Genomic DNA, 13,714 nt, shown 5'->3' with positions numbered 1-13,714 from the left:
GCGCGATGAGCTGGGCGGTCTCCGACTCCTGGACGATGACCCGGCGCGAACTGGCGCATTGGGCACGGCAGCCGGTGCGGATCGTCGTCGGCCTGGTCTTCCCCGTGATGCTGCTGCTGATGTTCACCTACCTGGTCGGCGGCGGGCAGGGCGTCGACGGCGACAACACCGAGTTCCTGGTGCCCGGCATGCTCGCGCTCACCATGGCCTTCGGCCTGGAGTCGACCATGCTCGCGGTCACCCAGGACCTCGGCAAGGGCGTCATCGACCGGTTCCGCGCCATGCCGATGGTCTCCGGTTCGGTGCTGGTCGGCCGGAGCGTCGCGGACATGCTCCAGTCGGTGGCCGCGCTCGCCGTGCTGACCGGCGTCGGCTACGCGGTCGGCTGGCGCTGGCACCACGGGCCGGCCGCGGCACTGGGGGCGGTGGGGCTCCTGCTGCTGTTGCGGTTCGCGATGCTGTGGATCGGCATCCACCTGGCGCTGGTGGCCGGGAAGCCGGAGCTGGTGCAGGCGGTGCAGATCCTGGTCTGGCCGGTCGGCTTCCTCTCCAACGTCTTCGCCGCCCCCGAGTCGATGCCGGGGTGGCTGGGCGCGGTCGTCGAATGGAACCCGATGTCGGCCACGGCCACGGCGGTACGCGGCCTGTTCGGCAATCCGGGTGCGTCGGGCGGCACCTGGGCGTCCGATCATGCCGGACTGCTCGCGGTGGTCTGGCCGCTGGCGCTGCTCGCCGTGTTCTTCCCGCTGGCGGTACGGAGGTTCGCCCGGATGGGCCGCTGACCGTGGCGCTTGGCCCTCAGTGGTGGAAGGACGTCGCCGCCTGCTTGTCGTGGCTCAACGGGTGCGGCTGGCTGCGCAGCCCGGGCAGCAGCAGGCGCAGGTCCTCCAGCAGCAGATCGGCGAGGTCCGACGAGAAGCCGTTGCGGCACACCACGCGCAGCACCGACAGGTCCTGACGGTTGGCGGGGAAGGTGTACGCGGGCACCCGCCAGCCCTGTTCGCGCAGCCGCCTCGACACGTCGAAGACGTCGTACGCCCGTACGTCCGGCGTGGTCGTCAGTGCGAAGACGGGCAGTTGGTCGCCCCGGGTGAGGAGCTGGAAGTCCCCGAGCGCCTCGATCCGCTCGGCCAGCCCGCGGGCCACGTCCCGGGACGTCTGCTGGACGGCCCGGTAGCCGTCCCGGCCCAGCCGCAGGAAGGTGTAGTACTGCGCCACCACCTGCGCTCCGGGCCGGGAGAAGTTCAGCGCGAAGGTCGGCATGTCGCCGCCCAGGTAGTTGACCCGGAAGACCAGCTCCTCGGGCAGTTCCGCGGGCGAGCGCCACAGCGCCCAGCCGACGCCCGGGTAGACCAGGCCGTACTTGTGCCCGGAGGTGTTGATGGAGGAGACCCGGGGCAGCCGGAAGTCCCACACCAGGTCCTCGTCCAGGAACGGCGCCACCATCGCGCCGGACGCCCCGTCCACATGGACAGGGACGTCGAGGCCGGTGCGCTCCTGGAGAGCGTCCAGGGCCGCGCAGAGCTCCGCGATCGGCTCGTACGAACCGTCGAAGGTGGAGCCGAGGATGCCGACCACACCGATGGTGTTCTCGTCGCAGAGGTCGGCCGCGGCCTGCGGGTCGAGATGGAAGCGGTCGCCCTCCATCGGGACCAGCCGCGGCTCGACCTCCCAGAAGTTGCAGAACTTGTCCCAGCAGATCTGCACGTTGATGCCCATGACCAGATTCGGTCGGGCGCTCGCCGGGTAGCGGTCGGCGTTCCTGGCCGCCCAACGGCGTTTCAGTGCCAGTCCGGCGAGCATGCAGGCCTCGCTGGAGCCGGTCGTCGAACAGCCCACGACGGTTGCGGGATCGGGGGCGTTCCAGAGATCGGCGAGCATCGCCACACAGCGCCGTTCCAGCTCGGCGGTGCGGGGGTACTCGTCCTTGTCGATCATGTTCTTGTCGCGGCACTCGCCCATCAGCGCCCCGGCCTGGGGCTCCATCCAGGTGGTGACGAAGGTGGCGAGGTTGAGCCGCGCGTTGCCGTCGAGCATCAGCTCGTCATGGACGAGACCGTACGCGGTCGAGGGCGGCATCGGCCCGTCGGGCAGCCGGTGCCGGGGCGGCGCCAACTCCATGCCGGCGATCGGGTCGGCCTCCCCGAAGAACGGGTTGAGGGCGAGCTTTCGGCGCTTCGCGGACGGTTCCGCAGCGTGCGGCGAACCCTTGTGCAGTGGCATCGGCGGACAGCCCTTCCCGGCTCTCGACAGGCCTCGCGACCCGCGACGGTCCTGTTGGCGTGCGGTGCTGCGGTGTGGGGTGCCGTGGTCAGCTTCCCGGCCCCTTTGGCCCCGGAGCTCCGGAGGAGTTCTCGGCGGCGAGGCCGTCCTTGATGGCCCGGGCGAACCTGACGACGCGTTCGGCCTGGACCCGGGCGGCGGTCAGGGTCTGCACACCGACCGGGATGTCGCCCTGGCCTGCCACGTGCGAGGTGCCGTACGGATTGCCGTCGACGAACTTCGACGGATCCGTGTAACCGGGGGCGACCAGGATGCCGCCGAAGTGGTGGACCGTGTGGTAGAGCGCGAGCAGTGTGGACTCCTGGCCGCCGTGCGTGGTGCTGGTGGAGGTGAAGCCGCTGTAGACCTTGTCCGCCAGGCGGCCCGCCTGCCAGAGGCCGCCGAGGGTGTCGATGAACTGCTTGAGCTGGGAGGTGACATTGCCGAACCGGGTCGGCGTACCGAAGAGCACGGCGTCCGCCCAGATCATGTCGTCGGGCGACGCCTCGGCGATGTCCGCGGTCGCCTTCGCGTTGGCGGCCCAGGCCGGGTTGGAGTCGATGGCCGCCTGCGGGGCGAGCTCGCGCGCCTTGCGCAGTCGTACCTCCGCACCAGCCTTCTCGGCATCCTGCGCGATGGCCCTGGCCATCGCGGCGACGGTGCCGGTCGACGAGTAGTAGATGACGGCTACGTTGACGGGCGTGGGCATGGCGGAAACCTCCGGCGGCGCCTTACTGGATGTATCCATGTGTATCCATACGGATGTGACAATACGGAAGAAGGGGGCGCCCGGCGCGTCGAGTGGCGGCGCGGGGTGACGGCTCGGGGCGCTAGGCCACGGCTCCCGGCCACGGCTCCCGGCCACGGCTCCGGGGCATGACTCCGGGGCGGGCTCACCTCAACGGCGTGGCGTCCTCGTGCAGTTGCATCTGGGGCCGCCCGGTCACCAGCAGCCAGGCCGGCAGTGAGGCGACGCACAGGATCGGGAGCATGGCCGCGTCGCCGACCAGCACCGCCGCGGTGAACAGGCTCAGCCAGCCCTGCCGGGTGATGGCCAGCAGAATTCCCAGCACCGCACAGGTCACCGCGAGCGCCACCGGCACCGACGGGACCAGGGCATGGGCGCAGAGCCCCAGAGCGACCCCCACGAAGACGGCGGGGAAGATCCGGCCGCCCCGGAAGCCGCAGGTCGCCGCGACCAGCAGCGCGACCGTCTTCACCACGGCCATGACCGCGAACTGCCCGGCCGACCAGCCGCTCGGGTCGACGGCGAGCTCCTTCACCTCGTCGAGCCCCTTGAACAGGGTGAGGTGACCGCCCAGTGCGCCCAGCAGCCCCAGCAGCAGCCCGCCGAGAGCCAGTGCCGGGACCGGGTGTCTCAGGGCCCGGAAGAACCGGTGCGCGTACGGGAAGGCGTACACCGCCAGCAGGCCCAGCACCGCACTCGCCAGGGCGATGACGGCCGAGGAGAGCAGGTCGCCCCAGTGCGGGCGGGTATAGGCGGGCAGTGGCAGGTCGAAGCTGGGATGGGCCAGCAGTGTCATGGTGAGCGCGCCGGCGGTGCCCGCCGCGAGAGGGCCGAACAGCCGGTCCCAGAGCGCACCCGGTCCGGAGCGGGAGGCGAGGGTCTCGGAGAGGATCAGCGCGGCGGCGACCGGGGTGCCGAACAGTGCGCCGATGGTGCCGGCCGCGGCCAGGGAGATCCACAGTTCCGCTGTCGTGCCCGGCGCGAACCGGCGGCCGAGCCAGTACGCCAGGGCGATGTTGGCGGCCGTGATCGGATTCTCCGGGCCGAGACTGACCCCGCTCGCCAAGGTGAGGGCGGTGACGAGCAGCAGCCCGGGAACCACGCCCGGCGCGAGCGGCGGGTCGACCAGCCCGGTGGTCGCCGGATCGGGACCGGCGTGGCCGGGCACCACCCGGATGAGCACCCCGATCACCAGCCCGCTCGCGGTGAGCGTCACGATCATCCAGAGGCTGGAGTAGCGGCCGATGGAGAGGGCGTCGGGGAGCGTTCCCCAGAGGACGTCCTGCAGCTTCTCCGCGAGCAGGCTGACGCCGAGCAGGATGAGCGCCGAGGCGACCCCGACGGCCAGGGCGGGCACGATGACGGGCAGCAGCCGTTGCACGGGGGTGGGCTCGGGAGCGGTTCCGGTCGGGGCCGGAGAATCTGTGGCCATCGGCTCACCCTATAGACGCAAAAGCCGCATAACGCCTCGAATGGCGCCGGGATGGGCGGCTTTCGGGTTTGCACCTCACGTCGCGTCAGGACTCAGGCTCGGTATGTACCGAGAGCGGAGAAGGGAGCGGGGAGTCGTGGACCATTCCGTGGGACAGGTCGCCGGATTCGCCGGGGTCACGGTGCGCACCCTGCATCACTACGACGGCATCGGGCTGCTGTCGCCCGGCGGGCGCAGCCACGCGGGCCACCGGCGCTACGACGACGCCGACCTCGACCGGCTGCAGCAGATCCTGTTCTACCGGGAGCTCGGCTTCCCGCTCGACGAGATCGCGGTACTGCTCGACGACCCGGCCGCGGACCCGCAGGAGCACCTGCGCCGCCAGTACCGGCTGCTGACCGGCCGGATCGCCGAGCTCCGGAAGATGGCAGCCGCCGTCGAGACAGCCATGGAGGCACGGAAGATGGGCATCGACCTCACGCCCGAGGAGAAGTTCGAGGTGTTCGGGGGCAAGGACCCGGAGGAGCATGCCGAGGAGGCCGAACGCCGCTGGGGCGGCACCGCCGCCTACGCCGAGTCGCAGCGCCGGGCCGCCCGCTGCACCAAGGAGGACTGGAAGCGGATGCAGGCGGAGGTCGCCGACTGGAGCGCCGCCTACGGCGATCTGATGGAGGCCGGCGAACCCGCCACCGGTGAGCGGGCGATGGACCTGGCCGAGGCGCACCGGCTCCACATCACCGGGTGGTTCTACCTCTGATCTTGGCCAGTGCTCCGCCCTTCAGGTCGGGGGTGAAGGCCATCTTTGGCTCGGAGGCGCGGAGTGCCGGAGTGCTCTTCGTCTCCGGGGTGACGGTCAGACGGGGCGCTGCTGGTTTTCGATGTACTGCTTGACGACGGTCAGGGGTGCCCCGCCGCATGATCCTGCGAAGTAGGAGCCGGACCAGAAGTGTCCGTCCCACAGGTACCGGCGGACATGCGTGGTGTACTCCTGGCGGAGCCGCCGGGAGCTGACGCCCTTGAGAGAGTTGACCAGCTTGGAGAGCTGGACTTTCGGCGGGTAGTGCACGAGCAGGTGGACGTGGTCCTGTTCTCCGTTGAACTGCTTCAGTTCGGCCTCGAAGTCGGCGCAGACCTCCCGCGTGATCTCCTCGGTGCGGGTCAGCATGGCGTCGGTGAACGCGTTCCGCCGGTACTTCGTAACAAAAACCAAGTGAACGTGCAGGTTGTAGACAACATGGCGACCGGTTCTGACATCGGGATTTGGGTTCCAGCGTGGCGACATAAACCAATGTTAGGTTTTCGATCGTGAGTCAAGACACCCTGGTGAAGCGGCAGTTCGGGCACCGTGCCCGGCTTGCACTGTCGCACGCCGAAGTGTTGAAGACCGATGACCAGGCGCACGCGGCCCGCGCCCTGTGGAACCTGCTGCACGCCTGGTGGCAGATGATGCCGAAGGAGAAGCGGACTCTCGCCAACGCGGATGCCGCGATCCGGCAGGCCCGCGAGGACATCGACTTCCTGGCCGTCCTTCCCGCGCAGGCCGCGCAAGCGGTGCTCAAGACGTATGTCCGGGCGTGGAAGAACTGCTGGGAGGGCCGCGCCGACGCCCCGAACTTCAAGGGCCGTCTTCGCACGGTGATGTCCGTGGACATCCCGCAGGGCCGCGACCTGAACATCACCCGCGTGCATCGCCGGTGGGGGCAGGTCAGCCTTCCCAAGGTGGGCCGGGTCCGCTTCCGCTGGACCAAGGACCTGCCCGTGGGCAAGCACGCCACCACGGAGAACCGGATCACCGGGGCCCGGCTGGTCAAGGATGTGCTCGGCTGGCACATCACCTTCCGTGTCCAGACCTTGGAGGCCGGGCCCGAGCCCCACCAGGGGCCGGAAGTCGGCATCGACGTGGGCGTCAACGTGCCCATCGCCCTGTCGGACGGGCAGACGTATGAGCACGGCGAGTGGCTGACGGAGAAGGAGAAGGCCAAGCTCCTGCATCTGGATCAGCGCGCCGCCCGGCGTAAGCAGCACCGCAAGCCCGGCGAGCGCACCAGCCGCCGACTGCACCGCACCTACGACCAGATCGCAGGACTCCGCGCGAAAGCCAAGCGCCGGGCCCTGGACTGGCAGCACCGGACGACCACCGCCATCGCCCGCACCTACGGCACGGTCGTGGTCGAAGCACTCACCATCACGAACATGGTCAAATCCGCCAGAGGAACCATCGAAGAGCCGGGGAAGAACGTCGCCCAGAAATCTGGGCTGAACCGCTCCATCAGCGGGGAGGCGTGGGGCCGGACGGTCACCATGCTGACGTACAAGACCGCCAGGCTGGGGGGCACCCTGCACAAGGTCCCCGCCCCCGGAACTTCCCAACGCTGCTCGGCGTGCGGCATCACCACGCCCGGCAGCCGGGAGAGCCAGGCCGTGTTCGTGTGTAAGAACCCGGACTGCGGCTGGTCGGGCAACGCCGACCACAACGCAGCCCACAACGTCTTGCACCTGTACCGGATGGGCCTCGCGCTCATCCCGGCTGCCGGGAGGGCAGTCGTCAGGCGCGCGCAGCGCGTCAAGCCCGCTACCGCAAGGTAAGCAGGAATCTCCCGGCTTCAGCCGGGAGAGCACTTCAAGAGTGCACCCCTGAGATCCACCGGGGACTCGGCGAGATGTACGTGTCCGACCCGCGGTTTCGCGCGTACTACGAGTCGATGCGGCCGGGCCTGGCCGAACATCTGAGGGCAGCGATCGACGCCAACGCGGAGCGCCTCTCGTAACGCGTGCCGCACGGCCGGTACGGGAGTGGGTGTCCCTGCCCCGTACCGGCCATCGCTCAGATCTTGCTGATCACGGCCGCCGTACCGTACGCGCAGACCTCGGTGCCCGCGTCGGCCGCCTCGGTCACGTCGAAGCGCATCATCAGCACCGCGTTGGCGCCCCGTGCCCTGGCCTGTTCGACCAGTCGCTCCATCGCCTGGTTCCGGGTCTGGACGAGCGTCTTGGTCAGCCCCTTCAGCTCGCCGCCGATCATGGACTTCAGTCCGGCGCCGATCTGGCTGCCGAGGTGGCGGGAGCGTACGGTCAGGCCGAACACCTCACCGATCACCCGTGTCACCTGGTAGCCCGGTACGTCGTTCGTGGTGACGACCAGGACGTCCGACTGGTCCGTCTGGCCGCCGCCGAAATCCTCGATACTCATCGTGTGGCACCTCCTGGAGAGAGCTTTGTCCCGGTTGGCCCGGTGTGCGTGTTCGCGCGGGCCACTGGAACCCCGGGCCGTCATTTTGCGTTGATAGCTTTGGGCGGCCACGCAGCCGCCATCGAACGATCCAGGAGCCCGGACCCTTGAATACGCTTGCGCTCGGACCGAGCTGGCTGGACCCGGACTATCTGATCAACACGTTTGGACTCCCCGGCGTCCTCCTCATCGTCTTCGCCGAGTCCGGACTGCTGATCGGCTTCTTCCTGCCCGGTGACTCGTTGCTGTTCACCACGGGCCTGCTGGTGACCACGGGCCAGATGGAGGCCCCGTTGTGGCTGGTCTGCCTCCTGGTCGCTCTCGCGGCGATCATCGGCGACCAGGTCGGGTATCTCTTCGGCCGCAAGGTCGGCCCCTCGCTCTTCAAGCGCCCGGACTCCCGCCTCTTCAAGCAGGAGAACGTCGAGAAGGCCCATGAGTTCTTCGAGAAGTACGGGCCGAAGTCGCTGATCCTGGCCCGCTTCGTGCCCATCGTGCGTACGTTCACGCCGATCATCGCCGGTGTGAGCCGGATGAACTACCGCTCGTTCATCATTTTCAACATCATCGGCGGCGTGCTCTGGGGCGTCGGCGTCACGCTGCTCGGGGCCGCGCTCGGCAAGATCGAGTTCGTGCACCAGAACATCGAGGCGATGCTCATCCTGATCGTGCTCATCTCGGTGGTGCCGATCGCGATCGAGTTCCTGCGGGCCCGCTCCAGGTCGAAGAAGGAGGCGGCGGCCGGCGGCGTGGAGGGCTCCGGCCCGTCCGCGGTGCAGCGTGGCCGCCACGCCAAGCGCTGACCACGAGTCGCACCGTCGGCGGTTCAGAAGCCGCGCGTCCGCTTGGCCGCGCGGCGGTTCGCCCCGCCGACCGCTCCCGGCACCCGCATGAACAGCCGGGAGATCTCGCTTCCCAGGTTCACCCCGATCGCGATCGCCAGCGCCGTCGCCACCGCGGTCGACAACGAGGCGAGCCCGGCGTTCACATTGCCCTGGGCCACGCCCAGCAGACCGAAGTACGTGGCCGAACCGGGCAGCAGCGGACCGATCGCCGCCGTGATGAACGGCAGCGACGAGGTGTACCGGTAGCGCGAGAACAGTTGCCCGAACAGGCCTACCAGGCCGGCCGCCGTCGCTGTCGCCAGCACCGGCGAGATGTTGCCGGTCCTGGCCATCGCCCCGTAGATCACCCAGGCCACACCGCCGTTGAGGGTCACCGCGAGCACCGTCGACCGGTCCTGCTGGAGCAGAATCGCGAAGGCGAGACAGAGCGCCATCGAAGCAAGGATCTGCACCACCGGCCGGTCATGGGCGACGAACCTGGTCTCGGGGTTCAGTTGGGCGCCCAGCTGAACCCCCATGTACAGCACGAGCAGCACACCGACGACGATGCCGATGAAGAGGTACATGACTTCGAGCAGGCGCGCGGCGGCCGTGATGTAGTAGCCGGTCAGCCCGTCCTGCACGCCCGCCACCAGGGCCCGCCCCGGCAGCAGCGCGAACAGCCCACCGGTGATCACCGCGGACGGCCGTACGTCCGACCAGTGGGTGAGGGTCAGCGCCACACCCATCGCGGCGGGCGGCATGGCCGCCACCACGAACTGGTAGAACTCCGGCAACCCCCGCCCGGCGCAGAGCCAGGCGAGCCGGTCGCCGAGCATCGCGCCGATCGCGGCCACCACGAAGACCAGCGCGCCACCGCCGACCAGCACCGATGCAGCCCCCGCGAGACCGCCGCCGGCCAGCGTCAGCACCCAGCCGGAGTACGGGTGCCGGTTGCGCCGGATCTCCGCCAGCCTCCGGTAGGCCTCCTCCAGCGAGACGTCGACATCCTCGGCGGTGATGTCGTCGATGAGCCGGAAGACGGCGGCCAGCCGGGTGTAGTCGGTGCCACGACGGCGTACGGTGCGGCTCGCCGTCACCGGGTCGTCGACCAGCGACGGCTGGTGCGAGATCGACAGCAGGGTGAAGGTGACGGTGGGCTCGCAGCGGTCGAGGCCGTAGCTGCGGGTCACCGCGAACATCGCCGCCTCGACGTCCTCGGCGCCCTCACCGCCCGCGAGCAGCAGCTCCCCGATACGCAGCGTGAGGTCAAGCACACGCGGCACCGAGGGCCCCGCCTCGTCGGGCTTCTGCACCAGCTCGGGCGCGGGCCGCTCGGCGACCGGCATCCGCAGCATCGTGCGCATCCGGTCCTGCCAAGGAGCCTCCTTGGTCAGCCGGATCATCGGGCTGCCGTGCGCAGGGGTGAAGGCGGGCGGCGCGTGCTGGGCGCTGTACGTGCTCGGCGGGGCGAAGGCGGAGCCGATCGTGTCCGAGCCGGAGGCGGTACCGGAACCGGAGCCCGAAGCGGAAGCCGGGCCCGGTCCCTGGGGCTCGGCCACCAGACCGGTCGGGATGGCGAATTCCGAGGTCGGGTGGTCGTCCTCGGACGCAGACGTCCGCCGCCCCACCCCGGCCGGCGGGACGAAAGCGCTGCGCGCCTCGTCGGACTGGGGCTTCTGGTCCTCCGGACCGCCCGGTTCCGCCACCACTCGACCTCGCTCCTCATCGGCTGCGCGTCCTCGGTCGCGCTGCTGCCCAGTATGGCCACGGACAAGGGTGCAAACGCGAAGTGGGCGGCACCCCCTCGGAGGGAGTACCGCCCGCTTCCGGCACGGAACCGTAAACGGAACCGTGCGACGTACCTCGGCCGGAGTCCGGCCGCGACCCGCAGGTCGTCAGTGCGCGCCGCCCTGCGCCTCAAGGCGCTTGTAGGAGGCTTCGATCTCGGCCTCGGCCTCGGCGCGGCCCACCCAGTCGGCGCCCTCGACGGACTTGCCGGGCTCCAGGTCCTTGTAGACCTCGAAGAAGTGCTGGATCTCCAGGCGGTCGAACTCCGACACGTGGTGGATGTCGCGCAGGTGCTCCACCCGGGGGTCGGAGGCCGGCACGCACAGCAGCTTGTCGTCGCCGCCGGCCTCGTCCGTCATCCGGAACATGCCGATGGCACGGCACTTGATGAGGCAGCCGGGGAAGGTCGGCTCGTCCAGGATGACCAGCGCGTCCAGCGGGTCGCCGTCCTCGCCGAGGGTGTTCTCGACGAAACCGTAGTCCGCCGGGTAGCTGGTCGAGGTGAAGAGTCGACGGTCCAGGCGGATCCGACCGGTCTCGTGGTCCACCTCGTACTTGTTCCGCGAACCCTTCGGGATCTCGATGGTGACGTCGAACTCCACGGGTGGCTCCTCCATGATCAACACATACGACTGGTGATTAAGTGTCCCCCACGCAGATGTGTGCTCGCGAAAGGGGCTGGTCAACGGTGGACGAGCCGGTGAAAAGACCATCGGTCAACCCGCTGGACAAGCTGAGCAGGCTTGCCCGGCCGGGCGGCGTGATCAGCTTGCGTGGTTTGAGCGATCGGCAGTTCGCGGCTGTCTCCGCAGGCCTGGGCCTGATGCTCGCGGCCGGCGTCGTCCTTGCCGCCGGCCCCTGGGACTCGGGTCAGCGTAAGGCCGAGCAGGACTGGGCGGCCGCCCGCAACCGTACAGGTGGCGCAGATCACGAACCCGGCACCCCGTCCGGCCCGGAACCCGCACCCAGCGCCCCGGCCGTCCTCGCCCCGCTCTCCGCCGCGGTCGACAACGCCGCTCCGGACGCCCGCGGCAAGCCGGACGGCGCGGCGGCCGCCCTCCGCGCCACCCTCGGCCCCCTGCTGAAGGCCCCCGCCCTGGGCACCGTGCGTACCGCCGTCGTCATCGACACCGCCACCGGCGAGCGGCTGTACGGCCAGGGCGCCGACACGCCCATGACGCCCGCCTCCACCGTCAAGATCGCCACCTCGGTCGCCGCGCTGAGCGCGCTCGGCCCCGGCCACCGCATCGCCACGACGGTCCGGGCGTCCCCGGACTCCCGCGGCCTCACCCTGGTCGGCGGCGGCGATCCCACCCTCGACAAGGCCGCCCTGCGCAAGCTGGCCGCCGACACCGCCCGCGCCCTGAAGGACCGGGGCGTGAAGTCGGTCCGCCTCACGTACGACACCTCCCGCTACTCCGGTCCCGCGCGGCACCCGATCGGCCCCAACGAGAACATCGCGCCCGTCACCGCCCTGATGACCCGCGAAGGCAGGCTCGACAGCACCGACAGCGGACCCGCCCCGCGCAGCGAGGACCCGGCCGGTGACACCGCCCGGACCTTCGGCAAGCTGCTCCACGACGCCGGGATCGCCACCGGGTCCGGCCCGGCGCCCGGCCGCCCGGCCGGCGGGTCCCGGCCGGTCGCCGAACACCTCTCCGTCCCGCTCTCCGCCCTGGTCGAACGGGCCCTGACCAACAGCGACAACGACATCGCCGAGGCACTCGCCCGGCAGACCGCCCTGGCCACGGGCGAACCGGCCGACTTCGCGGGCGGCCGACGGGCCGTCACCGCACAGCTCAAGAAGCTCCGCCTGCCGCTGACCGGCGCGAACTTCGCCGACGGCAGCGGGCTCAACCGCAAGGACAAGGTCACCGCCGGACTGCTGGCCGGCCTCCTCGCCCGCGCCGCCGACCCGCACCACCCCGAACTGCGCCCCGTCCTCACCGGCCTTCCCGTGGCCGGGTTCAGCGGCACCCTCAGCGGCCGTTACACCGAGAAGTCCGCGGGCACCGGCCTGATCCGCGCCAAGACCGGCACCCTCACCGGAGTGAATTCCCTCGCCGGGACGGTCGTCGACCGGCAGGGCCGGCTGCTCGCCTTCGCCTTCCTGGCCTCCGGTACGACATCGCCCTCCGAGGCTCAGTCCTCCCTCGACGCCCTCGCCGCCAGCCTTGCCACCCGAGCCGGGTGAGCCGGTCGACACCACACCGCGGACGGACCCGAGCACGTACCGTTGACGCATGACGAGCATCGGTGGTGCCGAGATGGTCGACTGGAATCTCGCGGTGGCGACCGCGACCCGACTCGTGCGGCCGGGGCCCGAGATCAGCCGGGAGGAGGCCCGCGAAGTCGTCGCGGAGCTCCGTCGGCATGCCAAGGCCTCGGAGGAGCACGTCCGTTCCTTCACCCGGATGATCCCCGAGGGGACCGATCCGGAGGACACCCCGGTCCTGATCGTGGACCGGGCCGGCTGGATCAAGGCCAACGTCGCGGGCTTCCGCGAACTGCTCCGCCCCCTGCTGGGCAAGATGCAGGAGCGGCGTCCCGGCGGCCCCGGCGGCGCCGTGCTCGGCGCGGTCGGCGGCAAGGTGACCGGCGTCGAGGTGGGGATGCTGCTGTCGTTCCTCGCCTCCCGGGTCCTCGGCCAGTACGAGACGTTCGCCCCGGCCACCCGCGAACTCCCAACCTCGACCGACGGCGGCGGCAGGCTGCTGCTCGTCGCCCCGAACATCGTGCACGTCGAGCGCGAACTGGACGTCGACCCGCACGACTTCCGGCTCTGGGTCGCCCTCCACGAGGAGACCCACCGCACCCAGTTCACCGGGGTGCCCTGGCTCCGGGACCACCTCCAGGGCGAGATCCAGTCATTCCTGGAGGAGACCGACGTCGACCCGGTGACCGTGCTGGAGCGGCTCCGCGAGGCGGCCCAGTCCCTGGCCGGGGGCCGGCCCGAGGGCGAGGAGGGCGAGGACGGCGGCCGCAGCCTCGTCGAACTCGTCCAGACACCCGCCCAGCGCGAGATCCTCGGCCGGCTCACGGCCGTGATGTCCCTGCTCGAAGGGCACGCCGACTACGTGATGGACGGCGTCGGCCCGGAGGTCGTCTCCTCCGTCGGCGAGATCCGGGAGAAGTTCCAGCAGCGCAGGGCGCGCGGCGCGAGCCGGCTCGACCAGGCGCTGCGCAAGCTCCTCGGTCTCGATGCCAAACTGCGCCAGTACCGGGACGGCGAACGATTCGTCCGCGCCGCGGTCGAGGAGGTCGGCATGGACGGTTTCAACCGGGTCTGGACCTCGCCGAACACCCTCCCGACCAAGGCGGAGATCGCGAAGCCGGCGGACTGGATCGCGAGGGTGCACCGTAAGGCAGAGTCCTGATCACGACGGGCCGGACGGCGTACGACAGAACAAGAACGCGCCGGTAATCAC

The 13,714-nt window shown here is 70.2% G+C and carries 12 protein-coding genes and 2 pseudogenes; 7 read left to right on the top strand and 7 right to left on the bottom strand.

Going from position 1 to position 13,714, the window contains the following annotated elements:
- The first annotated feature begins 5 nt into the window (after positions 1-5).
- Positions 6-782 (top strand): ABC transporter permease, encoded by a 777-nt coding sequence (locus OG936_RS15345; protein ID WP_406500463.1) that lies wholly within the window; start codon positions 6-8, stop codon positions 780-782.
- 16 nt (positions 783-798) lie between these two features.
- On the opposite strand, the gene OG936_RS15340 is transcribed toward OG936_RS15345, so the two are convergent.
- From OG936_RS15340 to OG936_RS15330, 3 genes are all read right to left on the bottom strand, one after another.
- Entirely contained in the window at positions 799-2,223 is a 1,425-nt protein-coding gene (locus OG936_RS15340; protein WP_406495322.1) for a glutamate decarboxylase, read from the bottom strand.
- Between the two features lie 88 nt (positions 2,224-2,311).
- On the bottom strand, positions 2,312-2,971 hold the full coding sequence (gene wrbA / locus OG936_RS15335) for an NAD(P)H:quinone oxidoreductase (protein WP_406495321.1): 660 nt from the start codon (positions 2,969-2,971) through the stop codon (positions 2,312-2,314).
- A gap of 184 nt (positions 2,972-3,155) precedes the next feature.
- Complete coding sequence (locus OG936_RS15330) at positions 3,156-4,442, bottom strand: ion channel protein (RefSeq protein ID WP_406495319.1); 1,287 nt, start codon at positions 4,440-4,442, stop codon at positions 3,156-3,158.
- A gap of 136 nt (positions 4,443-4,578) precedes the next feature.
- Between OG936_RS15330 and OG936_RS15325 the strand changes: the two are divergent.
- A pseudogene (locus OG936_RS15325) lies at positions 4,579-5,193 on the top strand (MerR family transcriptional regulator); the annotation flags it as partial.
- Positions 5,194-5,295: 102 nt separating this feature from the next.
- Here the strand turns inward: OG936_RS15325 and tnpA are convergent.
- Entirely contained in the window at positions 5,296-5,724 is a 429-nt protein-coding gene (gene tnpA, locus OG936_RS15320) for an IS200/IS605 family transposase (protein ID WP_406495317.1), read from the bottom strand.
- Between the two features lie 23 nt (positions 5,725-5,747).
- On the opposite strand from tnpA, the gene OG936_RS15315 reads away from it, so the two are divergent.
- Positions 5,748-7,028: an RNA-guided endonuclease InsQ/TnpB family protein gene (locus tag OG936_RS15315; RefSeq protein WP_406495316.1), complete on the top strand. Its 1,281-nt coding sequence runs from the start codon at positions 5,748-5,750 to the stop codon at positions 7,026-7,028.
- Positions 7,029-7,045: 17 nt separating this feature from the next.
- A pseudogene (locus OG936_RS15310) lies at positions 7,046-7,210 on the top strand (TipAS antibiotic-recognition domain-containing protein); the annotation flags it as partial.
- Positions 7,211-7,266: 56 nt separating this feature from the next.
- On the opposite strand, the gene OG936_RS15305 reads toward OG936_RS15310, so the two are convergent.
- Positions 7,267-7,632 carry a YbjQ family protein gene (locus OG936_RS15305; RefSeq protein WP_406495314.1) on the bottom strand — a complete coding sequence of 122 codons (366 nt, stop codon included), beginning with the start codon at positions 7,630-7,632 and terminating at the stop codon, positions 7,267-7,269.
- Between the two features lie 146 nt (positions 7,633-7,778).
- On the opposite strand from OG936_RS15305, the gene OG936_RS15300 reads away from it, so the two are divergent.
- Positions 7,779-8,474, top strand: coding sequence for a DedA family protein (locus tag OG936_RS15300; protein ID WP_406495312.1), 696 nt, complete (start codon positions 7,779-7,781; stop codon positions 8,472-8,474).
- A 23-nt stretch (positions 8,475-8,497) separates the two neighbouring features.
- Here OG936_RS15300 and OG936_RS15295 read toward each other — a convergent pair whose 3' ends face one another.
- Both OG936_RS15295 and OG936_RS15290 read right to left on the bottom strand, forming a co-directional pair.
- Entirely contained in the window at positions 8,498-10,207 is a 1,710-nt protein-coding gene (locus OG936_RS15295; protein ID WP_406495310.1) for a threonine/serine exporter ThrE family protein, read from the bottom strand.
- A gap of 186 nt (positions 10,208-10,393) precedes the next feature.
- Positions 10,394-10,888, bottom strand: a complete 495-nt coding sequence (locus tag OG936_RS15290) for an inorganic diphosphatase (RefSeq protein WP_003968257.1) — start codon at positions 10,886-10,888, stop codon at positions 10,394-10,396.
- An 86-nt stretch (positions 10,889-10,974) separates the two neighbouring features.
- Between OG936_RS15290 and dacB the strand changes: the two genes are divergently transcribed.
- Positions 10,975-12,480 carry a D-alanyl-D-alanine carboxypeptidase/D-alanyl-D-alanine-endopeptidase gene (gene dacB / locus OG936_RS15285; protein WP_406495308.1) on the top strand — a complete coding sequence of 502 codons (1,506 nt, stop codon included), beginning with the start codon at positions 10,975-10,977 and terminating at the stop codon, positions 12,478-12,480.
- A 49-nt stretch (positions 12,481-12,529) separates the two neighbouring features.
- Positions 12,530-13,663, top strand: coding sequence for a zinc-dependent metalloprotease (locus OG936_RS15280; RefSeq protein WP_406495306.1), 1,134 nt, complete (start codon positions 12,530-12,532; stop codon positions 13,661-13,663).
- Positions 13,664-13,714 lie beyond the last annotated feature (51 nt).

Origin of the sequence: Streptomyces sp. NBC_00846 (assembly GCF_045207325.1) — a bacterium.
GTDB lineage: Bacteria > Actinomycetota > Actinomycetes > Streptomycetales > Streptomycetaceae > Streptomyces.
The sequence above is the reverse complement of the archived record's forward strand: the minus strand, read 5'-3'. Positions and strand labels throughout refer to the sequence as shown.